The 25,399-nt window shown below is 70.6% G+C and carries 23 protein-coding genes, 1 tRNA gene and 1 riboswitch; of the genes, 16 read left to right on the top strand and 8 right to left on the bottom strand.

The window, feature by feature from the left end; translation table 11 throughout:
- Nucleotides 1-119 precede the first annotated feature (119 nt).
- The 8 genes from AB0E85_RS00180 (at nucleotide 120) to AB0E85_RS00145 (ending at nucleotide 9,150) form a co-directional block, all read left to right on the top strand.
- Nucleotides 120-1,073: a transglycosylase family protein gene (locus AB0E85_RS00180; protein ID WP_361920864.1), complete on the top strand. Its 954-nt coding sequence runs from the start codon at nucleotides 120-122 to the stop codon at nucleotides 1,071-1,073.
- A 228-nt stretch (nucleotides 1,074-1,301) separates the two neighbouring features.
- A riboswitch (cyclic di-AMP (ydaO/yuaA leader) is annotated at nucleotides 1,302-1,468 on the top strand.
- A gap of 4 nt (nucleotides 1,469-1,472) precedes the next feature.
- On the top strand, nucleotides 1,473-2,165 hold the full coding sequence (locus tag AB0E85_RS00175) for a transglycosylase family protein (protein ID WP_361920862.1): 693 nt from the start codon (nucleotides 1,473-1,475) through the stop codon (nucleotides 2,163-2,165).
- Nucleotides 2,166-2,439: 274 nt separating this feature from the next.
- On the top strand, nucleotides 2,440-3,720 hold the full coding sequence (gene eno, locus AB0E85_RS00170) for a phosphopyruvate hydratase (RefSeq protein ID WP_361920860.1): 1,281 nt from the start codon (nucleotides 2,440-2,442) through the stop codon (nucleotides 3,718-3,720).
- 105 nt (nucleotides 3,721-3,825) lie between these two features.
- Nucleotides 3,826-4,302 (top strand): septum formation initiator family protein, encoded by a 477-nt coding sequence (locus AB0E85_RS00165; protein WP_361920858.1) that lies wholly within the window; start codon nucleotides 3,826-3,828, stop codon nucleotides 4,300-4,302.
- A gap of 47 nt (nucleotides 4,303-4,349) precedes the next feature.
- On the top strand, nucleotides 4,350-4,880 hold the full coding sequence (locus AB0E85_RS00160) for a DUF501 domain-containing protein (protein ID WP_361920856.1): 531 nt from the start codon (nucleotides 4,350-4,352) through the stop codon (nucleotides 4,878-4,880).
- A complete protein-coding gene (locus AB0E85_RS00155; protein ID WP_361920854.1) occupies nucleotides 4,877-5,818 on the top strand; it encodes a Ppx/GppA phosphatase family protein in 942 nt (313 codons plus the stop codon). Before AB0E85_RS00160 ends, AB0E85_RS00155 begins: the two co-directional genes overlap by 4 nt.
- Before the next feature lie 420 nt (nucleotides 5,819-6,238).
- Complete coding sequence (locus AB0E85_RS00150) at nucleotides 6,239-7,627, top strand: NAD(P)/FAD-dependent oxidoreductase (protein WP_078625500.1); 1,389 nt, start codon at nucleotides 6,239-6,241, stop codon at nucleotides 7,625-7,627.
- A 215-nt stretch (nucleotides 7,628-7,842) separates the two neighbouring features.
- Nucleotides 7,843-9,150 carry a class I SAM-dependent methyltransferase gene (locus AB0E85_RS00145; RefSeq protein WP_361920852.1) on the top strand — a complete coding sequence of 436 codons (1,308 nt, stop codon included), beginning with the start codon at nucleotides 7,843-7,845 and terminating at the stop codon, nucleotides 9,148-9,150.
- Nucleotides 9,151-9,243: 93 nt separating this feature from the next.
- On the opposite strand, the gene AB0E85_RS00140 is transcribed toward AB0E85_RS00145, so the two are convergent.
- Together AB0E85_RS00140 and AB0E85_RS00135 are read right to left on the bottom strand one after the other, a co-directional pair.
- Nucleotides 9,244-11,778: an FtsX-like permease family protein gene (locus tag AB0E85_RS00140; protein WP_361920850.1), complete on the bottom strand. Its 2,535-nt coding sequence runs from the start codon at nucleotides 11,776-11,778 to the stop codon at nucleotides 9,244-9,246.
- 38 nt (nucleotides 11,779-11,816) lie between these two features.
- Entirely contained in the window at nucleotides 11,817-12,587 is a 771-nt protein-coding gene (locus AB0E85_RS00135; RefSeq protein WP_361920848.1) for an ABC transporter ATP-binding protein, read from the bottom strand.
- Nucleotides 12,588-13,003: 416 nt separating this feature from the next.
- Here AB0E85_RS00135 and AB0E85_RS00130 point away from each other — a divergent pair.
- From AB0E85_RS00130 to AB0E85_RS00120, 3 genes are all read left to right on the top strand, one after another.
- Nucleotides 13,004-13,090 (top strand) — tRNA-Leu (locus AB0E85_RS00130).
- 135 nt (nucleotides 13,091-13,225) lie between these two features.
- Nucleotides 13,226-14,401 (top strand): 4-hydroxybenzoate 3-monooxygenase, encoded by a 1,176-nt coding sequence (locus AB0E85_RS00125; RefSeq protein WP_361920846.1) that lies wholly within the window; start codon nucleotides 13,226-13,228, stop codon nucleotides 14,399-14,401.
- 158 nt (nucleotides 14,402-14,559) lie between these two features.
- Nucleotides 14,560-15,468 (top strand): Bax inhibitor-1/YccA family protein, encoded by a 909-nt coding sequence (locus AB0E85_RS00120; RefSeq protein ID WP_033312037.1) that lies wholly within the window; start codon nucleotides 14,560-14,562, stop codon nucleotides 15,466-15,468.
- A gap of 84 nt (nucleotides 15,469-15,552) precedes the next feature.
- Here AB0E85_RS00120 and AB0E85_RS00115 read toward each other — a convergent pair whose 3' ends face one another.
- Entirely contained in the window at nucleotides 15,553-15,783 is a 231-nt protein-coding gene (locus AB0E85_RS00115; RefSeq protein ID WP_033312036.1) for a DUF4287 domain-containing protein, read from the bottom strand.
- Nucleotides 15,784-15,884: 101 nt separating this feature from the next.
- Here AB0E85_RS00115 and AB0E85_RS00110 point away from each other — a divergent pair, with 101 nt between their 5' ends.
- Nucleotides 15,885-16,190 carry a hypothetical protein gene (locus AB0E85_RS00110; protein ID WP_184847135.1) on the top strand — a complete coding sequence of 102 codons (306 nt, stop codon included), beginning with the start codon at nucleotides 15,885-15,887 and terminating at the stop codon, nucleotides 16,188-16,190.
- 20 nt (nucleotides 16,191-16,210) lie between these two features.
- Here the strand turns inward: AB0E85_RS00110 and AB0E85_RS00105 are convergent, their stop codons facing one another.
- The 3 genes from AB0E85_RS00105 to AB0E85_RS00095 form a co-directional block, all read right to left on the bottom strand.
- Nucleotides 16,211-16,993, bottom strand: coding sequence for a hypothetical protein (locus tag AB0E85_RS00105; RefSeq protein WP_361920843.1), 783 nt, complete (start codon nucleotides 16,991-16,993; stop codon nucleotides 16,211-16,213).
- A 273-nt stretch (nucleotides 16,994-17,266) separates the two neighbouring features.
- The gene (locus tag AB0E85_RS00100; RefSeq protein WP_161364366.1) at nucleotides 17,267-18,487 is read right to left on the bottom strand and encodes an acetyl-CoA C-acetyltransferase; all 1,221 of its coding nucleotides are present in this window, start codon (nucleotides 18,485-18,487) and stop codon (nucleotides 17,267-17,269) included.
- Nucleotides 18,488-18,612: 125 nt separating this feature from the next.
- Nucleotides 18,613-19,638: an SGNH/GDSL hydrolase family protein gene (locus tag AB0E85_RS00095; protein ID WP_361920842.1), complete on the bottom strand. Its 1,026-nt coding sequence runs from the start codon at nucleotides 19,636-19,638 to the stop codon at nucleotides 18,613-18,615.
- A 159-nt stretch (nucleotides 19,639-19,797) separates the two neighbouring features.
- Here AB0E85_RS00095 and AB0E85_RS00090 point away from each other — a divergent pair, with 159 nt between their 5' ends.
- Together AB0E85_RS00090 and AB0E85_RS00085 are read left to right on the top strand one after the other, a co-directional pair.
- Nucleotides 19,798-21,186: a cystathionine beta-synthase gene (locus AB0E85_RS00090; protein ID WP_361920840.1), complete on the top strand. Its 1,389-nt coding sequence runs from the start codon at nucleotides 19,798-19,800 to the stop codon at nucleotides 21,184-21,186.
- 382 nt (nucleotides 21,187-21,568) lie between these two features.
- Nucleotides 21,569-21,991: a hypothetical protein gene (locus tag AB0E85_RS00085; RefSeq protein ID WP_361920838.1), complete on the top strand. Its 423-nt coding sequence runs from the start codon at nucleotides 21,569-21,571 to the stop codon at nucleotides 21,989-21,991.
- Here AB0E85_RS00085 and AB0E85_RS00080 read toward each other — a convergent pair.
- Nucleotides 21,959-22,825: a helix-turn-helix transcriptional regulator gene (locus tag AB0E85_RS00080; protein WP_361920837.1), complete on the bottom strand. Its 867-nt coding sequence runs from the start codon at nucleotides 22,823-22,825 to the stop codon at nucleotides 21,959-21,961. The two genes, AB0E85_RS00085 and AB0E85_RS00080, sit on opposite strands and share 33 nt — an antisense overlap.
- A gap of 146 nt (nucleotides 22,826-22,971) precedes the next feature.
- Here AB0E85_RS00080 and AB0E85_RS00075 point away from each other — a divergent pair, with 146 nt between their 5' ends.
- On the top strand, nucleotides 22,972-23,733 hold the full coding sequence (locus AB0E85_RS00075; RefSeq protein WP_361920835.1) for an SDR family oxidoreductase: 762 nt from the start codon (nucleotides 22,972-22,974) through the stop codon (nucleotides 23,731-23,733).
- A 20-nt stretch (nucleotides 23,734-23,753) separates the two neighbouring features.
- Here the strand turns inward: AB0E85_RS00075 and AB0E85_RS00070 are convergent, their stop codons facing one another.
- Nucleotides 23,754-24,179, bottom strand: a complete 426-nt coding sequence (locus AB0E85_RS00070; protein ID WP_361921431.1) for a hypothetical protein — start codon at nucleotides 24,177-24,179, stop codon at nucleotides 23,754-23,756.
- A gap of 321 nt (nucleotides 24,180-24,500) precedes the next feature.
- Between AB0E85_RS00070 and AB0E85_RS00065 the strand changes: the two genes are divergently transcribed.
- On the top strand, nucleotides 24,501-25,343 hold the full coding sequence (locus AB0E85_RS00065) for a MurR/RpiR family transcriptional regulator (protein WP_361920833.1): 843 nt from the start codon (nucleotides 24,501-24,503) through the stop codon (nucleotides 25,341-25,343).
- Nucleotides 25,344-25,399 lie beyond the last annotated feature (56 nt).

Raw genomic sequence — 25,399 nt, 5'->3', positions numbered from 1 at the left:
TTCACGTGATCTGCGCGGCATGAACTTGTGACAAGTGATCGACTGCCGATACGTTCACCCATCAACGCGGCGGGGAATCGCGCCGCCTCGGTCACTGCTGTCTCGCGAAAGGTCTCCGTATGCTCTCCGGGAACGGTCGGCACCGCCGCCCCCGCCAGGCTCCGGCTCTCCTCGTGGCGGCCGGGGTGACCGGTTCCGCCATCGCGATCCCGCTCCTCGGGGCCTCCGGTGCCAGCGCGGCCGACGGCACGACCTGGGACCGGGTCGCGGACTGTGAGACCGGCGGTGCCTGGAGCCAGAACAGCGGCAACGGCTACTACGGCGGCCTCCAGTTGTCCCAGGACGACTGGGAGAAGCACGGCGGTCTCGACTACGCCGCGAGCGCCGATCTGGCCAGCCGCTCCCAGCAGATAGCCGTGGCGGAGAGAATCCTCGCCGACCAGGGGGTCGGCGCATGGCGTACCTGCGGACTGCTCTCGGGGCTCCAGCAGGACAAGGGGTCGGAATCATCCGACTCGTCTGAATCATCCGGTGAGGTGGACTCGCCCGGATTGCTTGATTCGCTGGGTTCGTCCCCCTCGGAGAGCCCCTCCTCGTCTCCGTCGCCCGACGCATCGTCGTCTTCGAAGGATGAAACGGCCAAGACCGACAAGTCGCGCGAATCCGACGGGTCATCGCAGGACGAACAGTCCGACGGCACTCCGTCGGCCACTCCCGAGGGCGGCAAGTCGGGCAGCTCGCGGCAGGGTGACGGCTCCTCGGCGGCGTCGGAGACGGGCTCCGGCCGTCATCGCGGTCCCAGTGCCGACGAAACCCGCGCGCCCGAGAGCGACCGTGCGGAGAAGTCCACGGGGCGTCACTCCGCGCCCGCTGAGGAGAGTTCCGGCGACGCGTCCGAAGGTGCCTACATCGTGGGTGTCGGCGACAGTCTCTGGTCCATCGCCGACGCCCTTCGGGTCGACGGCGGATGGCACGCCCTCTACGAGGGCAACGAGCAGGCGGTCGGCGCCGACCCCGACCTCATCCACCCCGGTCAGACGCTCGCGGTCGAGGGCGAAGCGGACGAGAAGTAGCTGTTCGGGCAGTGCGGAAACGACGGCCGAAGTCACCCCGAAACCGGGTGAGTTCACGTCATGTTTCGTGCCGAATGTCCTGTATGAACCCGGTGAGAGATAGATCTCAGAGGCCCTGATCGTCTTTGAAATTCCGCGGATCGCGTGTCTACGGTCGTGACCGCTCGTCACCACGAGCCCCGGCTGCCGCAACGCCGAATCCTGCCAGCGGCCGTACGGGAACAGTCGTCGCGTCAAGCGCCGTAGGCAGGAGCGGGGGACCCAAGGTAGGTGCCCGACCGGCTTGTTGCGCCGGAAGGGCTTGGGGTGAAGCCGCGTCCCGGGAGGGACGCGGCCGGGCAACTCAACCGGCCCGAACCCGACAGCTCACCTCGCAGGCGTCGGTGAGGGGATCCATCCATGCTGTTTTCCAGCAAGGGCAAGCACCGTCGTCCGTCCAAGGCCACCCGCGTCGTCGCGCTCGCCGGCGTCACCGGTGCCGCCGTCGCCGCCCCGCTGATGGCGGCCGGCAACGCCTCCGCCGCCACCGCCTCCGAGTGGGACGCGGTCGCCCAGTGCGAGTCCGGCGGCAACTGGTCCATCAACACCGGCAACGGCTACTACGGCGGCCTGCAGTTCTCCGCCTCCACCTGGTCCGGCTACGGCGGCACCAAGTACGCCTCCACCGCCGACCAGGCCACCAAGGCCCAGCAGATCGAGATCGCCGAGAAGGTCCTCGCGGGCCAGGGCAAGGGCGCCTGGCCGGTCTGCGGCAAGGGCCTGTCGAGCGCCGGCTACACCGGTGGCGACTCCTCCAGCGACTCCGGCAGCTCCTCGCAGAGCCAGCAGAGCACCGAGAGCCGCGAGACCCAGCAGCAGCCGGCCTCCCGCTCCGACGAGCGCCCGGCGGCCAAGAAGACCGTGACCACCCCGACCGGCAAGAAGGTCAAGAAGGGTGACGGCGAGTACAAGGTCGTCAAGGGCGACACCCTGAGCTCGATCGCGGCCGAGGAGAAGGTCAAGGGCGGCTGGGAGAAGCTGTACCAGCTGAACAAGGACATCGTCGACGATGCCAACCTCATCTACCCGGGCCAGCAGCTGCACCTGAAGTAAGCAGCGGCCCCACCCGGGCCCGCACAGGGCCCACCAGCTCCCGCTCCGGTGCGTCATCCCCCGTACGCACCGGAGCGGGGTTTTTTCTGCCGTACTTCGCGAACCGGCTTTGTTCCGTTCGGAAACAATTTACTCTCGGTTCTGTCCATGGGGTGGGCGACCCGGTGGCCGATCGCCCGGAGCCGGTTAGGCTCATGTCGCGAGCCACCGAGGCTCCGCACCTCGCCGGGTCCACGTGACCCGCGTACCCGCGTCACATAAGAAGGAGATGCTCGTGCCGTCCATCGACGTCGTCGTAGCCCGGGAAATCCTGGACTCCCGAGGCAACCCCACGGTCGAGGTCGAGGTCGGCCTCGACGACGGCAGCACGGGTCGTGCCGCCGTCCCGTCCGGCGCCTCCACGGGCGCCTTCGAGGCCATCGAGCTCCGCGACGGCGACTCGAACCGCTACCTCGGCAAGGGTGTGGAGAAGGCCGTCCTCGCGGTCATCGAGCAGATCGGCCCGGAGCTGGTCGGCTACGACGCCACCGAGCAGCGCCTGATCGACCAGGCCATGTTCGACCTGGACGCCACCGACAACAAGGGCTCCCTCGGCGCCAACGCCATCCTCGGCGTCTCCCTCGCCGTCGCCCACGCCGCCTCCGAGGCCAGCGACCTGCCGCTGTTCCGCTACCTGGGCGGCCCCAACGCGCACCTGCTGCCGGTGCCGATGATGAACATCCTGAACGGCGGCTCGCACGCCGACTCCAACGTGGACATCCAGGAGTTCATGATCGCCCCGATCGGCGCGGAGTCCTTCTCCGAGGCCCTGCGCTGGGGCGCCGAGGTCTACCACACGCTGAAGAAGGTCCTGAAGAGCAAGGGCCTGGCCACCGGCCTCGGCGACGAGGGCGGCTTCGCCCCGAACCTCGGCTCCAACCGCGAGGCCCTCGACCTCATCCTGGAAGCGATCAAGGAAGCCGGTTACACCCCCGGCGAGCAGATCGCCCTGGCGCTCGACGTCGCCGCCTCCGAGTTCTACAAGGACGGCGTCTACACCTTCGAGGGCAAGGAGCGCTCGGCGGCCGAGATGACCGAGTACTACGCGGAGCTCGTCGACGCGTACCCGCTCGTCTCCATCGAGGACCCGCTGTTCGAGGACGACTGGGAGGGCTGGAAGACCATCACCGCCAAGCTCGGTGACAAGGTCCAGCTCGTCGGTGACGACCTCTTCGTCACCAACCCCGAGCGCCTCGCCCGCGGCATCGACGAGAGCGCGGCCAACGCGCTCCTGGTCAAGGTCAACCAGATCGGTTCGCTGACCGAGACCCTGGACGCCGTGGAGCTGGCCCAGCGCAACGGCTTCAAGTGCATGATGTCGCACCGCTCCGGCGAGACCGAGGACGTCACCATCGCCGACCTGGCCGTCGCCACCAACTGCGGCCAGATCAAGACCGGCGCCCCGGCCCGCTCCGAGCGCGTCGCCAAGTACAACCAGCTGCTGCGCATCGAGGAGATCCTCGACGACGCCGCGGTGTACGCCGGCCGCAGCGCCTTCCCGCGCTTCAAGGGCTGACCCCACCTGGGTAAGGCTTAGCCAGTCGTACGTACGTCCCCGTACCCGGTCCCGTACCGTGTCCGGGGACGTACGCGCGTATGACGGTGGAGCGGAGGCGGACACATGGCCGTGAAGGACCGGGACCGGTTCTCCACCGCGACCAGGATCCGGTTGCTCGGCGAGCAGACCGCGGCGCGGGTCTACCGCTCCCAGACCAAGCGCCAGGCCCGCCGCTCGCGGCTGACCGGCCGGGCCGCGCTGCTCGCCCTGGTGATGTGCTCGCTGATCGTGGCCCTGGCCTACCCGATGCGGGAGTACGTCTCGCAGCGCGCCGAGGTCGACGACCTCCAGCGCGAACAGCGGCAGGCCCGTGAGCGCGTCGAACGGCTGCGTGACATGAAGGCACGCTGGCAGGACGACGCGTACGCCGAGCAGCAGATCCGGAAGCGGTTGCACTACGTCATGCCGGGGGAGACGGGGTTCATCGTCGTCGACCCGCACGCGGCGAAGCAGTCGCGCACCGACCTGGGGGCGGCGGACCGCCCTTGGTACTCCAACGTCTGGGACGGCGTCGACAAGTCCGACGCCTCCGGCCAGTGACCTGGCCTCCCAGCCGGCGATCAGAGAAAGACAGCCTGAAGACAGTCATGGAAACGCCCCCGCCGACCACCCCGCGCACCGAGCCCACCGACGCGGACGTCGAGGCCTTCAAGCAGCAGCTCGGCCGGCCCCCGCGCGGTCTGCGCGCGATCGCCCACCGCTGCCCGTGCGGACAGCCGGACGTCGTCGAGACGGCCCCGCGGCTGCCGGACGGGACGCCGTTCCCCACGCTGTACTACCTGACGTGCCCGCGCGCCGCCTCGGCGATCGGCACGCTGGAGGCCAACGGCGTGATGAAGGAGATGACCGAGCGGCTGGCCTCGGATCCGGAGCTGGCGGCGGCGTACCGGGCCGCGCACGAGGACTACATCCGGCGGCGCGACGAGATCGAGGAGCTGAAGAACTTCCCGAGCGCGGGCGGCATGCCGGACCGGGTGAAGTGCCTGCACGTGCTGGTCGGCCACTCGCTGGCCGCGGGCCCCGGGGTGAACCCGCTCGGCGACGAGGCGATCGCGATGCTCCCCGAGTGGTGGCGCAAGGGCCCGTGCGTGACGCCCGGCGAGGAGGACGCCCAGTGACCCGTGTCGCCGCCGTGGACTGCGGTACGAACTCCATCCGGCTCCTGGTCGCCGATGCCGACCCGGCGACGGGTGAGCTGACCGACCTGGGCCGCCGGATGACGATCGTGCGGCTCGGGCAGGGCGTCGACCGCACCGGCCGGCTCGCCCCCGAGGCACTTGAGCGGACCTTCGCGGCGTGTCGCGAGTACGCCGGGATCATCAAGGAGCACGGGGCGGAGCGGCTGCGGTTCGTGGCGACATCCGCCTCCCGGGACGCCGAGAACCGGGACGAGTTCGTGCGCGGCGTGCTGGACATCCTCGGTGTCGAGCCGGAGGTGATCTCCGGCGACCAGGAGGCCGCGTTCTCCTTCACCGGCGCCACCAAGGAGCTCACCGGGCGGGACCACCTGCCGAAGCCCTACCTGGTGGTGGACATCGGCGGCGGTTCGACCGAGTTCGTCGTGGGCGACGAGGGGGTCCGCGCGGCGCGCTCGGTGGACATCGGCTGTGTCCGCATGACCGAGCGGCACCTGGTCCGGGACGGCGTGGTGAGCGATCCGCCCTCCGAGGAGCAGATCGCGGCGATGCGGGCCGACATCGAGGCCGCCCTCGACCTCGCCGAGCAGACGGTCCCGCTGCGTGAGGCGCGCACGCTGGTCGGCCTGGCCGGTTCGGTGACGACCGTGTCGGCGATCGCCCAGGAACTGCCCGAGTACGACTCGCGGGCCATCCACCACTCCCGCGTCTCCCACGACCGGGTCCGCGAGATCACCGAGTGGCTGCTGCGCTCCACCCACGCCGAGCGCGCGGCCGTGCCGTCCATGCACCCCGGCCGGGTCGACGTGATCGGGGCGGGTGCCCTCGTCCTCCTGTCGATCATGGAGCGCATCGGCGCGGAGGAGGTCGTCGTCAGCGAGCACGACATCCTCGACGGCATCGCGTGGTCGGTCGCGTAGCCCGCTTCTGAGCAGGCATGGATCACGAATGAGCGTCGCCCCGGGGGTCCGGAGGCCCCCCGGGCGACAGCCCGTCGGGAAAGTTCGTGAAGTTCTTCACAAGGAATTCGGCCCTCCCGGGCGAAGAGACGGGTCCCGTTGACCCGTCCGGGGGCTGAACAGGCCTTTGAACATGTTCAGAAGCATGGTATGGAGGTGTTCGGGAAGAGGGTCGCGGAGGCGCTCCGGAGGTCCTCACGGCGGCCCCTCGGGCACAGAGAGGCAGCTCACGCGCCATTGACAACCCTCCGCGGTGCACAAAGCGGCCCGGTTGTCACCATGACATGGATCACGCGGGCCGCGGAGGATAGCACACACCCCACCCAAGCTTGTGAAGGGGCGCACGAGCCACCCCCCTGAGTCGGGTGGATACTCGATGGCATGAGCACCACGGAGCGTCCCAGGATCCTCGTAGTAGGCGGTGGGTACGTAGGCCTGTACGCAGCTCGGCGCATCCAGAAGAAGATGCGCTACGGCGAGGCGACCGTCACGGTCGTCGACCCCCGGTCGTACATGACCTACCAGCCCTTCCTCCCCGAAGCCGCCGCCGGCAACATCTCCCCGCGCCACGTCGTCGTCCCGCTGCGACGCGTGCTGCCCAAGGCGGAGGTCCTCACCGGCCGGGTCACCACCATCGACCAGGACCGCAAGGTCGCCACGGTCTCCCCGCTGGTCGGCGAGGCCTACGAGCTGCCCTTCGACTACCTGGTCATCGCGCTCGGCGCGGTCTCCCGCACCTTCCCGATCCCCGGCCTCGCCGAACAGGGCATCGGCATGAAGGGCGTCGAGGAGGCCATCGGCCTGCGCAACCACGTCCTGGAGCAGCTGGACAAGGCCGACTCCACCACCGACGAGGAGATCCGCCGCAAGGCGCTCACCTTCGTCTTCGTGGGCGGCGGCTTCGCCGGTGCGGAGACCATCGGCGAGGTCGAGGACATGGCCCGCGACGCCGCGAAGTACTACAAGAACGTGTCCCGTGAGGACATGCGCTTCATCCTGGTCGACGCCGCCGACAAGATCCTGCCCGAGGTCGGCCCCAAGCTCGGCAAGTACGGCAAGGAGCACCTCGAAGGCCGCGGCGTCGAGGTCTACCTGTCCACCTCCATGGACTCCTGCGTCGACGGCCACGTCGTGCTGAAGAACGGCCTGGAGGTCGACTCCAGCACCATCGTCTGGACCGCCGGCGTCAAGCCCAACCCGGCCCTGGCCCGCTACGGCCTGCCGCTGGGCCCCCGCGGTCACGTCGACTGCGAGCCGACCCTCCAGGTCAAGGGCACCGACTACATCTGGGCCGCCGGCGACAACGCCCAGGTCCCGGACCTCGTCGGCCGCAAGGCGGGCAACGAGAACGCCTGGTGCCCGCCCAACGCCCAGCACGCGCTGCGCCAGGCCAAGGTCCTCGGCGACAACGTCGTGTCCGGCATGCGGGGCTTCCCGCAGAAGGACTACGCCCACGCCAACAAGGGCGCGGTGGCCGGTCTCGGCCTCCACAAGGGCGTCGCGATGATCGTCATGGGCAAGATGAAGATCAAGCTCAAGGGTCGTCTCGCCTGGTACATGCACCGTGGCTACCACGGTCTGGCGATGCCGACCTGGAACCGCAAGATCCGCGTCTTCGCCGACTGGACCCTGGCGATGTTCCTCAAGCGCGAGGTCGTCTCCCTCGGTGCGATGGAGACGCCGCGCGAGGAGTTCTACGAGGCCGCCAAGCCGGCCCCGGTCGCCGCCGCGCCGAAGGAGAAGACCGAGGAGAAGGCCAAGGCCTCCTGACCTCCGGTCGGTCATCCGTCTGACGAAGGGCCTCCCGCCATCCGTGGTGCGGGAGGCCCTTCGGCGTGCCCGGCCCGCGCGTCCGGGCGGGCGAACGCGTGGGCGAAGGGGCGGTTTTGCCCAGACATGACGCGTGCCGGGGACTGCGCCGAAGCCCCGCAGGTGTTTACGTGGTGTCGGACATTCCGGGATTCCCTGTCACGGAGGTGTACACCATGGCAGACGCCGCGCCGCGGCTACAGGGCCTCTTCACACAGTTGCTGGGAGCGCCGCTCCCGGTGCGCATCCGCGCCTGGGACGGTTCGCAGGCCGGCCCGCCGGGCGCACCGACCCTGGTCGTACGCCACCGCCGCGCGCTGCGCCGCCTGCTGTGGAAGCCGGGCGAACTGGGGCTGGCCCGCGCCTGGGTGGCGGGCGACCTCGACATCGAGGGCGACCTCTACGCGACCCTCGATCTGCTGGCGGGTCTCGTCTGGGAGCGCGGCGAGGACGCCCGCACGCTCGCCCAGGCCCTGCGCGACCCGGAGGTCCGCGCCGCCGTCCGCGGACTGGTCAAGCTCGCCGGGCCCCCGCTGCCGCCCGCCCCGCCCCGCGAGGAGGCCCGCAGCCCCCGCCGCCACCTGCACACCAAGCGCACCGACCGCCGCGCCATCAGCCACCACTACGACGTCGGCAACGACTTCTACGAGATCGTCCTCGGCCCGTCCATGGTGTACTCGTGCGCGTACTGGCCCACCACGGACGGCACCCTCGAACAGGCCCAGCGGGACAAGCTCGAACTCGTGTGCCGCAAGCTCGGTCTGAGACCCGGCCTGCGGCTGCTCGACGTCGGCTGCGGCTGGGGCTCCATGGCCATCCACGCCGCCCGCGAGCACGGTGCGAGCGTCGTCGGCGTCACGCTCTCGCAGGAGCAGGCCGCCTACGCCCGCAAGCGCGTCGCCGACGAGGGCCTCACCGACAAGGTCGAGATCCGCGTCCAGGACTACCGCGACGTCCGCGACGGACCCTATGACGCGATCTCCTCCATCGGCATGGCCGAACACGTCGGCGCGGAGCGGTACCTGGAGTACGCCGACGACCTGTACAACCTGCTCAAGCCCGGCGGACGGCTCCTGAACCACCAGATCGCCCGCCGCCCGCAGCGCGACGAGTCGACGTACAGCGTCGACGCGTTCATCGACTCCTACGTCTTCCCCGACGGCGAGCTCCAGCCCATCGGCAGCACCGTGGCCCAGCTGGAGCGCGCCGGGTTCGAGGTGCGCGACGTCGAGGCGATCCGGGAGCACTACGCCCTCACCCTGCGCCAGTGGGTGTCCCGCCTGGAGGACGGCTGGCCGCGTGCCGTCCAGCTGGCCGGCCCCGGCCGCGCCCGCGTCTGGCGCCTGTACATGGCGGCCTCCGCCCTGGCCTTCGAACGCAACCGCATCGGCGTCAACCAGGTCCTGGCCGTCCGCACCCCCGAGTCCGGTACGTCGGACATGCCGCTGCGCGCCCGCACGTGGACCGAGCCCCGGCGCCGTTGATCCGGACACCGGCCGAAGGGCCGGACTCCGCGTGAGCCGAAGGGCCGGACTTCCCGTCGTGGGAAGCCCGGCCCTCCGGCGTGGCGGGACCGGTCACTCGGCCTTGATCGCGTTCAGCATGTTCAGCCTCGCGGCGTTGCGGGCCGGCCACAGCGCCGCCAGGACGCCTACCAGGCCGGCCAGCACCAGGAAGATGCCGATCCGGTCCCAGGGCAGGACCAGCGCGTAGCCCGGGATCTGGTCCGCGAAGGTCTCGCCGATCGCCCAGCCGAGGAACGAGCCGAGACCGATGCCGACCACCGCGCCGAACACCGAGATGACCACGGCCTCCAGCCGGACCATCCGCTTCACCCGCCGCCGGTCGAGACCGATGGCGCGCAGCATGCCGATCTCCTGCTGCCGTTCGAAGACCGACATCGCCAGAGTGTTGACGACGCCCAGCACGGCGATGATCAGGGCCATCGCCAGCAGGCCGTACATGATGTTGAGCATCGTGTTGATGACGCCACCGAACTCGTTGCGGATGTCCTGCCGGTCCATGACCGTGATCGCGGGATTGTCGCCCAGCGCGTCGATGAGGACCTTCTCGTTCGCCGAGGACTGGCCGCCGTCCACCTTCACGAAAATCTGCTGGATGGACGGCTTCAGCTCATGCGGCTTCGCGACCTTCGTGTCCATGAGGACGGGGGAGAGGAACTCGCTGCCCTTGAAGACGGCGCCGACCTCCAGCCTGCCCTTCTTGTCGTCGTCGAAGGTGACGGGGACGGTGTCGCCGGGCTTCCAGCCCTTGCTCCTGGCCGTCTTCTCGGCGACCGCGATCCGCCCCTCGGCGAGCGAGCCGATGTCGCCGCTGACGACGTCGACGTTCAGGACCTTCTCGATGTCGCCCGGGGTGACCGCCGAAGCGGACACGTAGTCCTTGTCCTCGTCCTGGAAGTAGACGCTCTGCTGCGGCGAGACCGCCGAGACGCCCTTGGCCTTCTCCAGCGCCGTCAGCGCGGACTGGTCGAGGGGCCCGCCGTTCGCCATCGAGACCATGTAGTCGGCCTTGATGTTGTCCGTGGTCATCTTGTCGATGGCCGTGCCCACCGTGACACCGAGCACCGACAGGCCGGTCACCAGCGTCAGCCCGATCGCCAGCGCCGAGGCGGTGGCCCCGGTACGGCGCGGGTTGCGGACCGCGTTCTGGCCGGCCAGCTTGCCGGCCACCCCGAACGGGCCGACGAGCAGCGGGCGGACGAGCGCGATCACGGGCCGGGACAGCAGCGGGATCAGGATGATCACACCGATCAGTGCGAAGAACGCGCCCGCCGCGATGTACATCCGGCCGTCGTCACCGCCGGACGAGGCACCCAGCACGATCCCGGTCGCGCCGAGGGCGGTGACGGCCGCCCCGATGGAGTTGCGCAGCACCAGCGACTTGGTGGTGGCCACCGCGTGGACGCTGTTCATGGCCGCCACCGGCGGGATCTTCGCGGCCCGGCGGCCGGGCAGCCAGGCGGCGAGCACCGTGATCAGCACACCGACACCGAGGGCGGCGAGCACCGGCGTGGCGGACACGATCAGCGGGCCGCCCGGCATCTTCATGTCGAACGCGGCCATCCCGGACCGCAGTCCGACCGCGAGGCCGATGCCGAGGACGAAGCCGATCACCGAGGCGACCAGGCCCACCACCGCGGCCTCGGCGAGCACCGAGCGGGTGATCTGCCTGCGTGAGGCACCGACGGCGCGCATCAGCGCGATCTCCTTGGTGCGCTGGGAGACCAGCATCGTGAAGGTGTTGGAGATCAGGAAGATGCCGACGAACAGCGCGATGCCCGCGAAGCCGAGGAGCACCTGCTTGAGCGAGCCCAGCCCCTCCTCGATCTGCCGGGCCTGCTCGTCCGCGAGCGCCTGGCCGGTCTGGGCCTCGGCGCTGTCCGGCAGCAGCGGCTTGACCGCCTTCAGGATCTTCGCGTCGTCGGCGCCGGGAGCGGCCGTGAGGGTGGCGCTCGCGAAGTAGCCCGGCTTGAGGTACTGCTTCTGGGCGACCGCGGTGTCGAAGAGGACGAGGCTGCCGCCGGCGTTCACGGCGCCGTCCTCGGTGGTGAACACACCGCTGAGGGTGTACTCCTTCACCGGCCCGTTGGTGGCGACCCGGACCCGGTCGCCGACCTTGTACTCACCCTTGGCCGCGGACTCCTTGTCCAGCGCGATCTGGTCGTCCTGCACCGGGCCCGAGCCGTCGGTGAACGTGTAGGCGGGGTCCTTGCCGTCCTTGCCGGGGGCGTAGTTGGCGCCCTTGTTGGACCAGCCGACGCCGATCAGCTTCCCGTCGGGGTCGGCGACCCCGGCGAAGCCGTCGACGCGGCCGTACGCGGCGTCGACACCGTCCACCGCGGCGATCTTGTCGAGTGTCTTCCGGGAGAGACCGTGTGCATCCTTGCCGTCGTCAGGGTCGGCGTAGGAGGTGATGGCGACGGCGACGTCGTCGTAGCTCTTCGCCGACTGGTTGCGGAAGGCGTTGGAGAGGGTGTCGGCGAAGACCAGGGTCCCGGAGACGAAGGCCACGCCGAGCATCACGGCGAGCACGGTCATCAGGAGCCGGGCCTTGTGCGCGAGCACGTTGCGCAAGGCGGTACGGAACATGGGTTCTTCTTCTCAGTCCTGTCGGTCCTGACGGGGGATCAGCTGGTGCGGCCCTTGGCGTCGAACGCCTTCATGCGGTCCAGCACCGAGTCGGCCGTCGGCCCGTGCATCTCGTCGACGATCCGGCCGTCCGCCAGGAAGATCACCCGGTCCGCGTAGGCCGCGGCCACCGGGTCGTGCGTCACCATCACCACCGTCTGGCCCAGCTCCCGCACGGAGTTGCGCAGGAAGCCCAGCACCTCGGCGCCGGAGCGCGAGTCGAGGTTTCCGGTGGGCTCGTCACCGAAGATGATCTCTGGCTGGGAGGCCAGCGCCCGGGCCACGGCGACGCGCTGCTGCTGGCCGCCGGAGAGCTGGGACGGCCGGTGGCCGAGCCGGTCCGCCAGACCGATCATCCGGATGACGGAGTCCAGCCGCTGCTTGTCCGGCTTGCGCCCCGCGATGTCCATCGGAAGGGTGATGTTCTCCAGGGCCGTCAGGGTCGGCAGCAGGTTGAACGCCTGGAAGATGAAACCGATCTTGTCCCGGCGCAGCTTGGTCAGCTGCTTGTCCTTCAGGGAACCGAGCTCGGTGTCGCCGATGCGCACGGACCCGGAGGAGAAGGAGTCGAGGCCGGCCACGCAGTGCATCAGCGTGGACTTGCCGGAGCCGGAGGGGCCCATGATCGCGGTGAACTCCGCCTGCCGGAAGTCCACGGAGACCCGGTCCAGGGCGACCACCTGGGTCTCACCCTGCCCGTAGATCTTCGACAGATCCGTGGCGCGCGCGGCCGCGGTGGTGGCCCGGTCGGTGAGGGGTGCGGTGGTCACGGGATGGCTCTCCTGTCGGACGGCTCAGGTCGGGGAAGGACGTGTTCCATCGTCCGTGTCCCACGCCGCCGTGTAGTCACCCGTTGTTCCGGTTCCGAAGGCCGACTGCGGTCTGACCGTGCCGGGCAGTGTCATACCTGGGGATGACGAACGCCCCTGAGAGACCCCGGTGTCGGGAACCGGTGCTTCCGGGTGTCGAGAACAGGTGGAGTGCCCTTGTTCGGGCGGTGAAATTCCGTCATTCCGCAGGCGCGGCCGACCGTCGCACGCAAGGCTATTGGCAAGTGCGGATGGCGTGTTCCGTGTGCTGATGCACCCTCAGACGTCAATAAAATAAGACAACATCGGTCCACGCTTCCGCTGTTCGGGGGACCCGTCCGGATAGTCTCGGAACCTCGATGCGGAGCCCACGGCCTGCCCGGATGGTGGAATGCAGACACGGCGAGCTTAAACCTCGCTGCCCCTTCGCGGGCGTGCCGGTTCGAGTCCGGCTCCGGGCACCATCCGATCCCTGTGCGGTCCATTGAAGAGTTCACGGCGCGCCCGTTGACAGCGGTGGCATGCCGTCGGAGACTCACAGGCACATGGTGAAGGAAATTTCACCTGGCGAACGCGGATCGATGAGAAGAGGTCGCCCGATGCGTACCACCGTCGGCATCATCGGAGCGGGCCCGGCCGGCCTCCTCCTCGCCCGGCTGCTCCACAACGCCGGCATCGACTCCGTCGTCCTGGAAAGCCGCGACCGCGCCTACGTGGAGCGGCGGCAGCGCGCCGGGATCCTGGAGCAGGGCACGGCGGACGTGCTGCGCGCGGCCGGCGCCGGGGAGCGCATGGACCGCGAGGGGCTGCGCCACGACGGCATCGAGCTGCGCTTCGACCGCACGCGCCACCGCGTCGACTTCCCCGGCCTCACCGGCGGCCGGTCCGTGATGGTCTACGCCCAGACCGAGGTGTGCAAGGACCTCATCGCCCTCCAGCTCCGGGAGGGCGGGCCCCTCCTCTTCGAGGCGGAGGCACTGGCCGTGGAGGACGCCGGCACCGACGCCCCGCGGATCCGCTTCCGGCACGAGGGCCGCGAGGACGTCCTGGAGTGCTCCTACGTCGTCGGCTGCGACGGCTTCTGGGGCGTTGCCCGCAAGGCGATCCCCGCCGCACTGACCCAGGTCTTCGAGCGGACGTACCCCTTCGGCTGGCTCGGCATCCTCGCCGACGTGCCGCCCTCGCACGACGAGCTCGTCTACGCCCGCCACGACCGCGGCTTCGCCCTGCTCTCCATGCGCTCGCCGGCCGTCTCCCGTCTCTACCTCCAGGTGCCCGACGGCACCGACCCCGGGGCATGGGGCGACGAGGAGATCTGGGACGAGCTGGAGCGCCGGTTCGAGACCGACGACGACTGGTACCTCCAGCGCGGCCCGATCACCCAGAAGACGGTCACCCCCATGCGCTCCTACGTCCACGAGCCCATGCGCCACGGCCGTCTCTTCCTCGCCGGTGACGCCGCGCACATCGTGCCGCCGACCGGCGCGAAGGGGCTGAACCTCGCCGCCGGCGACGTCGTCACCTTCGCCCGGGCGCTCGTCCACCAGCAGGAGACCGGATCGCCCGAGCTGCTCGACGCCTACTCGCAGACCTGCCTGCGACGCGTCTGGCAGGCCGAGCGGTTCTCCTACGACATGACGACCCTGCTGCACCGCGCACCCGGCGCGACGGCCTTCGAGGACCGGCTCCAGCTCGCCCGGCTGGAGCGGATCACCTCCTCCCGCGCCGCGGAGACGGACCTGGCGGAGGGGTACACGGGCTTCCCCTTCGGATGAGCCGGTGAACGCCCCCCTCCGGTGAGGGGAATCACGAAGCCACGTAGCGTGTTGCGCAGCACGAAGAGGGAAAGATCCTCCCCAAGCAGTAGGGTCATTCCTTTGCCTACCTATTACTCTTGAGCCAAGGCCACGCCTGGTGGCCATGGAGGAGTGAAATGAGGAGCAGAAACCCGGTCTTCTCGCGACGGGGGTTCAGCCGCGACAACGGCTACGCGGGCTTCAACACCGCGCCGCAGGCCGGGGGTCCCGCTGTCGCCACGCAGGGCAACCCGTACGCCCAGCCGACGGGCAACCCGTACGCGCAGAACCCGTACGCGCAGAACCCTTACGCCCAGCAGGACCTGCAGCACGGCGCGCCGCCGCAGGCACCGGCCACCACCGGCCGGATGACCATCGACGACGTCGTCCTGCGCACGGCCAGCACGCTCGGCGTGCTCATCGTCACGGCGGCGCTCTCCTGGGCGCTGCTGCCGGTCGACGACGCCAACATCAGCCGCAGCTACGGCATCGGCATCGGTGCCGCGCTGATCGGCATGGTCCTGGCGTTCGTGCAGTCCTTCAAGCGCAAGGCCTCGCCCGCGCTGATCCTGACGTATGCCGCGTTCGAGGGTGTCTTCCTCGGCGTCATCTCCAACATCGTCGACAACCGCATCGCCGACGGCGCGGCCATGCAGGCCGTGATCGGCACCATGGCGGTCTTCGCCGGTGTGCTGATCGCTTACAAGGCCGGCTGGATCCGCGTCAACCGCCGCTTCTACGGCTTCGTGATGGCGGCCGCGCTCGGCTTCATCCTGCTGATGACCGTGAACCTGCTGTTCGCGGTGTTCGGCGGCGGTGACGGCCTCGGCTTCCGCAGTGGTGCCCTCGGCGTCGTCTTCGGCGTCATCGGCATCATCCTCGGCGCCTGCTTCCTCGCCCTGGACTTCAAGCAGGTCGAGGACGGCGTCGCCTACGGCGCCCCGCGCGAGGAGGCCTGGCTCGCGGCCTTCGGCCTCACGCTGACGCTGGTGTGGATCTACCTGGAGTTCCTGAGGCTCCTCTCGATCCTCAACAGCAGCGACTAGATTCTGCGGTCGTAGCCCGAAGGGCCCCGGCTTCGGCCGGGGCCCTTCGTCGTCCAGGCGTACGGCGCCCGGAGCGGTGCGCGCCTAGAGCAGTTTGCGCGCGGCCCTCCTCAGGTCGTACTCGTGGATGATCGCCTTGGCGTGGCCGTACGCGAGGTTGTGTTCGTGCCGGAGCCAGCTGACTTTTTCTTCGAAGCGGAAGAGTGACGGGCCGTCCTCGACGGTCCGCAACCAGTCGGAGATCTCACGACCGGTGCAGTGCGGGATGCGGGCGAGCATGTTGCGATGGGTCTCTTCGGAGAAGACTTGGGACATCGGCGCCTCCGGACGCTGGGATGTAAGCCGGTCCTTCAGGTCACCGTGCCTGAGTGTTCGCCCGTTGGCAACAGTCCCGGTGCGACGCGTACGCTCGCGGCGTGGTTGATACGACGCCTCTGACCCGTGCGGTGGAGCACTTCGCCGATCGTTTGAGGGCCGCGCCCCAGAGCCGGTTGCAGCGGGGAGCTGCCGCCGAGGCCCTGGAGCTGGCCAGGGAGTTGGCCCGGAGGGCGCAGGTCCTCGAGGGCGTGGAGCCTCGGGAGATGCCGGATGCGGGGATGTTTGCAGCGGCAGATCAGATCACTGTGGCCGGGCATGATCTGGCGGTCGTGATCCCCGGTGACGCCGACGTCGAGGAAGCGGTGCGGTGGGTGGAGGAAGCGCAGAAGCGGGCCGGGGTGTGACCCCCTGAAGGGGCGCTTCTCTACAGGGACGCGATGACCCGGTCGGCCAGGATGTACACGTTCTCCTCGCCGCACTCGAACGTCAGGGTGTAGGCGCCGGAGATGCCGGAGCCGCCCAGGAGGACCGGGGTCTTGCCCGAGCGCAGGGCCGCGGCGAGGTGTTCCGCCGTCTCGCGGTGGCCCGGCGTCATGCACAGGGTCGTACCGTCGGCGAACACGTAGACGTCCAGGGTGCCCAGCGGGCCGGGGCGGACGTCCGTCAGCTCGACCCGCGAGGAGGCCAGCTCCTCCAGGGTGGCGACGGTGCGCTCGTGGTCGTTCACGACCGGCGACTGCGCCGGCACGAAGTCCGGGTGGGAGGGGTGACGGCGGCGGGCCGCGGCCAGCTCCGGGGACTCGGCGGCCGGTTCCTCGGCCTCCGCTCCGGGCTCGGACACCGGCTCGAGACCCGCGAAATCGGCCTGCCGGGGCAGGAACAGATCGGTCTCGGGCAGGCCCAGCAGAGAAGGTGCGTCGGAGGCGTCACGGGCCTCCTGGGCGGCCCAGAACGCCCGCGCCTCGGCGAGCTCCCGCTCCCGCTCCTCGGCGAGCGCGGCCGCCACTGCGGCACGTATCTCATCGGTGTCGGCAGTGGTACGAGCGGCGGGCAGCAGCGCACGGGTGGTGGCTGCGCGGCTCTCGGCCAGCGCGGTGTGCAGGGCCGCGACCTGTCGGCGCAGCTGCAGGACGGTGCGCAGGACGGCGACGCCCACGGCGCCCGTGGCGGCCGTGGTGACCAGCAACGCGATCGGCATGGCGCTCACTGACGTACTCCCGGTTCAAAGTCGACCCCCGACTTCCTACATCAGCTTGAAGGGCGGACTAACCAGCTGTCAGTGCGTAAGGTCACGAAACGGACAGGGCTTCGGTGCCGGGGGAGGGGGTGGGGCTGCTGTGACCTGGGGTTCTCCCCTGGCGGAGGGAGATAGGTCACATCCTGGGGGAGATTGGATCACAAAACAGCCCAGAACCCTGGTGTTTCCAGGGTTCTGGGCCGGGGGCTCACAGCGGGTGCTATGGCGGCTACGGTGCGCCGCTCAGCTGAGGCGCTCGATGACCATGGCCATGCCCTGGCCGCCGCCGACGCACATCGTCTCCAGGCCGAACTGCTTGTCGTGGAACTGGAGGGAGTTGATCAGTGTGGTGGTGATGCGGGCGCCGGTCATGCCGAAGGGGTGGCCGACGGCGATGGCACCGCCGTTGACGTTCAGCTTCTCCAGCGGGATGCCCAGGTCGCGGTAGGAGGGGATCACCTGGGCGGCGAACGCCTCGTTGATCTCGACCAGGTCGATGTCGTCGATGGTCAGCCCGGCGCGCCGCAGGGCCTGCTTGCTGGCCTCCACGGGGCCGAGGCCCATGATCTCGGGCGACAGGCCGGAGACACCGGTCGACACGATCCGGGCGAGCGGGGTGAGGCCGAGCTCGCGGGCCTTGGTGTCGGACATGATCACGAGGGCCGCGGCGCCGTCGTTCAGCGGGCAGCAGTTGGCGGCGGTGACCATGCCGTCGGGGCGGAAGACCGGCTTGAGGCCCTGCACGCCCTCCAGGGTGACGCCGGCGCGGGGGCCGTCGTCCTTGGAGACGACCGTGCCGTCGGGGAGGGTCACCGGGGTGATCTCGCGCTCCCAGAAGCCGTTCTTGATGGCCTCTTCGGCGAGGTTCTGCGAGCGGACGCCGAACTCGTCCATGTCCTGGCGGGTGACGCCCTTGGCGCGGGCCAGGTTCTCGGCGGTCTGGCCCATCGCGATGTACGGGTCGGGCAGCAGGCCGTCCTCGCGCGGGTCGTGCCAGGTCGAGCCCTCGGACTGGGCGGTCGCGACCGTGCGGGCCTCGGCGTCGGCGAAGAGCGGGTTGTGCGTGTCCGGCAGGCCGTCGGAGCTGCCCTTGGCGTAGCGGGAGACCGTCTCCACACCCGCGGAGATGAAGACGTCGCCCTCGCCGGCCTTGATGGCGTGCAGGGCCATGCGGGAGGTCTGGAGGGAGGAGGAGCAGTACCGGGTGATGGTGCAGCCCGGCAGGTGGTCCATGCCCATCTGTACGGCGACGATCCGGCCGAGGTTGTGGCCCTGCTCGCCGCCGGGCAGGCCGCAGCCGAGCATCAGGTCGTCGATGTCCTTCGGGTCCAGCTCGGGGACCTTGGCCAGGGCGGCCTGGACGATCGTGGCGGTCAGGTCGTCCGGGCGGAGGTCCTTGAGAGAGCCCTTGACGGCGCGGCCGATGGGGGAGCGGGCGGCTGAGACGATCACGGCTTCGGGCATCACGGCTCCATTGACGTACCGGGTGGTCTGCTTGGGCTGTCTGGGAAGTTACCCGTACGTATGCGCTGGGTCACTGGTGTCGCGGTGTGACCCTGGCCGCAGTTTCCAAGCGCTTGCTTTGCCTCCTAGTTCGTGGGAGTCGCCGGGGCCGGCTCCTGCTCGGGTACCCGCCGACGCCGCCGGCGCTTCAGCAGCGCCCACGGCCCGCGCGGACCGCTCGGCATCGCCGCCGCGACCTCCGTGCCCGCCTCCGAGGCGGCCTCCGCCGCCGCCCGCGCCACCGGCAGGAAGCCCTCGCGGCGGGAGGCGTCCGGGCGCTCCTCCTCGGCGGGCCACAGACCCAGGGACGCGCAGACGGTCGGCAGCACCGCCATCGCCGCCGTCGCGTAGCCCTCGGCGGAGGGGTGGTAACTGTCGGGACCGAACAGCTCGCGGGGGTTCTCGGCGAACTCGGGGCCCAGCAGGTCGCCCAGCGACACGGTGCGGCCGCCCTGTTCGACGACTCCGATCGTCTGGGCGGCCGCCAGCTGGCGTGAGGCCCGCCGGGCCAGCCAGCGCAACGGCTGCCGCACCGGCTCGATCGTGCCGAGGTCGGGGCAGGTGCCGACCACGACCTCCGCACCGGCCGTGCGCAGCCGGCGAACCGCCGAGGCCAGATGGCGGACCGAGCGCGTCGGGGGCATGCGGTGGGTGACGTCGTTCGCGCCCACCATGATCACGCAGATGTCGGGCACGGGATCGGGATCGGCCAGCACCAGGGCCACCTGGCGGTCCAGGTCGTCCGAACAGGCCCCCGGCGTCGCCACCGTGCGCAGCGCCACCGGGCGCTCGGCCAGCGCCGCGAGCCCGGACGCCAGGAGCGCCCCCGGCGTCTGCCCGCCGCGGTGCACGCCCTGGCCCGCGGCCGTGGAGTCGCCCAGCATCGTCAGCCTCAGCGGCGCCTCGGCCGGACCGGCGTACATCCGGCCGTACAGCCCGTCCGCGTGCGGCACGCGCGGTGACGTGCCGTTGCTCACCCGGCGCCGCGCCAGCTGCACCTCCGCCAGCACCAGCCCCACGGTGGCCGCTCCCGCCAGACCGATCCCGCCGCCGCCATAAGCCGCGCCGGCCGCGATCCGCCGGGCCACCCTCGCCCTCGACATGCTCGTCATGCGTCGCCGCCACCTCCTCGAACCCGTACACCCAGTGCTTGCCCCGTACAGCCCGTCGCCCAATCTCAACGGGGAGTGAACGACCGTCACGGGCGACGGCGAAGTCATAGGCTGGCGGCACCACTACGACCGAATCTTTTGCGGCATCCGGAGACAACGGTGCAATTTCACGACTCGATGATCAGCCTCGTCGGCAACACCCCGCTGGTGAAGCTCAACAGCGTGACCAAGGGCATCAGGGCGACCGTCCTGGCCAAGGTCGAGTACTTCAACCCCGGCGGTTCGGTGAAGGACCGCATCGCCCTGCGCATGATCGAGGCCGCGGAGGAGAGCGGCGCGCTCAAGCCCGGCGGCACGATCGTCGAGCCGACCAGCGGCAACACCGGCGTCGGACTCGCCATCGTCGCCCAGCAGAAGGGGTACAAGTGCATCTTCGTGTGCCCCGACAAGGTGAGCACCGACAAGATCAACGTGCTGCGCGCGTACGGCGCCGAGGTCGTGGTGTGCCCGACCGCCGTCGACCCCGAGCACCCGGACTCCTACTACAACGTCTCCGACCGGCTGGTCCGTGAGACGCCCGGAGCCTGGAAGCCCGACCAGTACTCCAACCCCAACAACCCGCTCTCCCACTACCACTCGACCGGCCCCGAGCTGTGGGAGCAGACCGAGGGGAAGATCACCCACTTCGTGACGGGCGTGGGCACCGGCGGCACCATCTCCGGGACCGGCCGTTACCTCAAGGAGGTCAGCGACGGCTCGGTGAAGGTCGTCGGCGCGGACCCCGAGGGCTCCGTCTACTCCGGCGGCTCCGGCCGGCCCTACCTCGTCGAGGGCGTCGGTGAGGACTTCTGGCCGACCGCCTACGACCGGACCGTCGCGGACGAGATCGTCGCCGTGTCCGACAAGGACTCCTTCCAGATGACCCGCCGCCTGGCCAAGGAGGAGGGCCTGCTCGTCGGCGGCTCCTGCGGCATGGCCGTCGTGGCCGCGCTGGAGGTCGCCGCGCGGCTCGGCGAGGACGACGTCGTGGTGGTGCTGCTGCCGGACAGCGGCCGCGGCTACCTCAGCAAGATCTTCAACGACGAGTGGATGGCCGACTACGGCTTCCTGGAGGACACGGGCCCCAGCGCCCGCGTCGGCGACGTGCTGAACGACAAGGAGGGCGACCGCATGCCCTCCCTCGTCCACATGCACCCGGAGGAGACGGTCGGTCAGGCCATCGACGTGCTGCGCGAGTACGGCGTCTCGCAGATGCCGGTCGTCAAGCCGGGCGCCGGCCACCCCGACGTGATGGCGGCCGAGGTCGTCGGCTCCGTCGTCGAACGCGAGCTGCTGGACGCGCTGTTCAGCAAGAGCGCCTCGCTGGAGGACCCGCTGGAGAAGCACATGTCCGGCCCGCTGCCCCAGGTCGGCTCCGGCGAACCCGTCGCCGACCTGATGGCCGTGCTGGGCAAGGCGGACGCGGCGATCGTCCTCGTCGAGGGCAAGCCGACCGGCGTGGTCAGCCGGCAGGACCTGCTGTCCTTCCTCGCCCGCACGGGGAAGTGACGGCCAACCTCCGGTGAACTGCCCGTGAACCGGGTGAACTTGCGGCGTCCGTGATCTTCGCGGACGTCGCGGAACCGGTACGCGGGTGTCACGTTCGCGCAGCACCCGCTTAACACGCGTCCTGCACATTGGTGGGTGTCGGCAAGGGCGGGAGCGGCTCCCCGCCCGGGTCGGCGGCGAACGGCGTCACAGGACCTCCGGAGCGGCTCCCGGACCTCCATGGACGCCATGGACGCGCATGCCCGGCCCTGACCGGGCCCGCGTCCTTCGCGGGGACCGCCGTCGTCCCGCCCCCCGGTCACGGGGGTGCGGCGGTCCCCGCGCATGTCCCTCCCGGCCCTCCGGCCGCCTGGTTGTCAGGGGCGGATGGCAGGATCCCCGCATGCCCCTGCCTCAGCCCCACGACCTGACCACGCTCGTGCTGCGCACCGACTTCGGCGACGACGCGGCGTGGGAGGCGCTGTGCGCCGCTCTCGACGGGGCCGACGAGCATCCGTGCGCCACCCGCGTCAGTGATCCCCGGTTCGCCGGCGCCGGCATCCAGGCACTGCTCGCCGAGGAGTCGGCCGCCGGGGAGGACGAGCGGATCTGCGAGGTCTTCCTCGCCGACGCCACGGCCCTGGCCGGACCGGAGTACCCGCTCCTGGCCGTCGACCTCTTCACGGAGCCGGGGCGGACCTTCCGCGTCCCGGTCCGCTGGTACCCGGAGATGTCCGCCAACCTGAGCATCGCCAACATGGACTTCGCCGAGTACGCCGACGCCGCGGACGTCTCAGGCACGTTCCGGGGCTTCGGGGACGGCTGAGGACCAGCTCCCCAGCAGCGCCAGGCGCTCCGCCGTCTCCGAGCCCGGCTCGGGCGCGTAGGCCACGATCGTCTGGTCCGGGGCCGCCGGGATCGTGAGGGTCTCGTAGGGCAGGGTCAGCAGGCCCGCGACCGGGTGCCGCAGGAGCTTCACTCCGTGGTCGCAGGGCTTGACCAGATGGTCGGCCCACAGACACCGGAACTCCTCGCTGGCCCGGGTGAGTCCGGCGACGAGCTCCCCCGTGACGGGGTCCCCGGGATGGTGCCCCGCCTGGAGGCGCAGGTGCGCGACCGTCTGGGCGGCGATCGCGGACCAGTCCGGATAGAGCTCGCGCGAGGCGGGGTCGAGGAAGAGCCGGCGCGGCAGGCTGAGGTCGCCCGGACCGCTGAAGCCGAGCACGGCGTCGGCGAGGTCGTTCCAGGCGAGGACCTCCATGCGGTGGTCCAGGACGTAGGCGGGGTTGCGGTCCATGCCGTCCAGGAGCAGCCGGACACCCGGGCGCACCCGGGACGCGGCGGACCCGGGCCCGTCCTGCCGGCGTGGCCGGGCCACCGCCCGCAGATACGCGTGCTCGGCCTCGTCCAGCCGCAGCACCCGGGCGATCGCGTCCAGCACGGCGTCCGAGACGCCCCCGGACTTGGTCCGGCCGGGGTCCCCGGGCCCCCTGCCCTGTTCGAGGCGGACGTAGTAGTCGACGCTCACCCCGGCCAGCTGCGCCACCTCCTCGCGGCGCAGACCCGGGACGCGGCGCCGGCCGTACGAGGGCAGCCCCACCTCTTCCGGCCGGATCCGGGCGCGGCGCGAGCGCAGGAAGTCTCCCAGTTCTCCGTCCATGCGTCCGAGCCTAGGCCGCCCGGGCCCGGCGAACCTGGTACTGCCGGACCCAGGATGAGCGCAGCCCTGGGTGGCGCGGCCGAAGCCGCCGAGGGTGGTGGCCGAGGCCGGGGACACGCCCCGGCCGCCCACCGAGGGGGTATCCCATGTCGTACGACACCCTGGCCGGCCGTACCGCCGTCGTCACCGGAGCCGCGAGCGGGATCGGCGAGGCCGTCGCCGTGCTGCTGGCCACGCACGGGGTCCGGGTGGCCCTGCTGGCCCGGCGGACGGAACGGCTGACGGCGATCGCCGGGAAGATCCGGGCCGACGGCGGGCAGGCCCTGCCCGTCGCCGCGGACGTCACCGACGAGACGTCCGTGACCGACGCCGCCGCCCGTGTCCACGCGGAGTACGGGACCGTCGACCTGGTCGTGAACTGCGCCGGTGTCATGCTGCCCCACCCCGTGGACGACCGGCGCGCCGACGAGTGGCAGCGGATGCTCGACACCAACGTCGCCGGGGTGCTGCGGATGACCGGCGCCTTCACCGGCGACCTGGTGAGCGCCGCCGCGGACGGCCGTACGGCCGACATCGTGAACATCTCGTCCGTCGCCGCGCACGTCAGCTTCCCGAACTACGCGGTGTACGGCGCGACCAAGGCTGCCGTGACCTATCTGTCGGAGGCCCTGCGCGGGGAGTTCGGGCCCCGTGACGTCCGGGTCACCAACATCGAGCCCGGGTTCGTGGAGAGCGAGCTGCGCACCCACATCTCCGACGCCGAACTGGCCCGGCAGGTCGAGGGCATGCTCGACGTGGTGGGCGCACTGTCCGCCGAGGAGCTGGCCGACCTGGTGGCCTACGCGACGAGCCGGCCGCGGCGGGTCAACCTGCGGCAGATCGTCGCGCTGCCGACACGGCAGGTGTGAAACCGGCCCGCACGGGGCGTTCAGTCCTCCCAGGCCCGGTCCTGGGAGGACTTGCTGCGGCGGCCGAAGAGGTTCGGGTTGGTGCGGAGCGCCTGCACGACGTTGACGCCGACGATGCCCGCCCAGGCGACGAGCAGCCCGGGCAGACGGGCCACGCCCCCGCCGATCGCCGACAGCGGCACCGCCAGGACCAGGGAGACGATCCCGAAGCCGAACCGCTCGCCCCAGGAGTCCGTGGCCCTCGGCGACCGGGAGTCCCGGGCCGTCTGCATCTGCTGCTCGGCGAGCTGCCGGCGCACCCGGCGCTCCACCGCGCCGTCGATCCGCTGGTCGACCTTCTCCAGGAACGAGTCGACCAGCGCCGACTCGTACTCCTCGCCCAGATCCCTGCGTGCGTGCAGGGTGGCGTCCAGTTCCTTCTTCAGGTCGGTGTCCCGCGCGTCCATTCCCGTCATGCCGTCCACGGTAGAAAGGGGCGGCACCGGCCGCACTGGGGTTAGCCCCCCGATTCCGCGGGGGGCTACCGGTCACCCCGCCGAGCGGCCTTGCCTGCCGCGATGCCGCTGAGCACCGAGGTGGGGATGCCGGCCGGCGCGCCTTCCTGCACCGTGCCGCGGCACCGGGATCGCGGGGTCCAGCGCCTGACCGGTGCGACGGGGGCGAGGCGTGGCAGCTGTCCGGTTGCCACGCCCCACCCTGCCGGCTTGCCGCTCTGCATATGCTCATGCAGAATCCTCAGCTACTGAATAGGCGAGGGGGAGCACGTCATGAGCGTGACCGACAGCCCTGCCGCGCGGCTCCAGGCGCTCTTCGAGGGCCACCGGCTGACGCCGACCCAGCGGCGCATCGCGCACAGCATGGTGCGGCGCGCCGCCGACGTGCCGTTCCTGTCGAGTGTGGAGCTCGCCGAGCTGGCCGGGGTCAGCCAGCCGTCCGTGACCCGGTTCGCCGTCGCCCTCGGCTTCGACGGCTACCCCGCCCTGCGCCGCCATCTGCGCGAGGTCGCCCCGGCCGAACCCGCCGCGGAGACCGTGGCCCACAACGAGTACCAGCAGGCCGTCGAGGCCGAGATCGAGAACCTGCGGCACCTGGCGGAGGCACTGGCCGATCCGGCGCCCGTCCGGCGCGCGGGGCGGCTCCTCGCGGCCTCCCGCCCGCTGCTCGTCCTCGGCCTGCGGGCGGCCGCCGCCCAGGCGCACGGCTTCGCCTACTTCGCCGCCAAGGTGCATCCGGACGTACGGCTGCTCGGCGAGGGCGGCACGATGCTCCAGGACCGGATCGACGCCGCCGTCCGGGCCGGCGCGAGCGCACTGCTCTGTTTCGCGCTGCCCCGGCACCCCCGTGAGGTCGTCGACACCCTCGCCTACACCAAGGAGGCCGGGCTGACCGTCGTCACGGTCGCCGACTCCGCGTTCGCACCCGTCGCCAAGGTGTCCGACCTGCTGCTGCCCGCCGCGGTCGGCACCGGCCTCGCGTTCGACACGGCGTGCGCGCCGATGCTGCTCGGCAGGGTCCTGCTGGAGGCCATGTGCGACGACCTGCCCCAGGCCCAGTCCCGCCTGGAGGAGTTCGACACGAAGGCGGCGGCGCGGGGCCTGTTCGTCGACTGACGGCACGTGCGGGTTTTTAAGATGCGTCTCACGTGGCGTGGCTACCGTGTTTCTCC

This window comes from Streptomyces sp. NPDC029044 (genome assembly GCF_040637495.1).
Lineage (GTDB): Bacteria > Actinomycetota > Actinomycetes > Streptomycetales > Streptomycetaceae > Streptomyces.
This window is presented reverse-complemented; position numbering and strand designations above follow the sequence as displayed.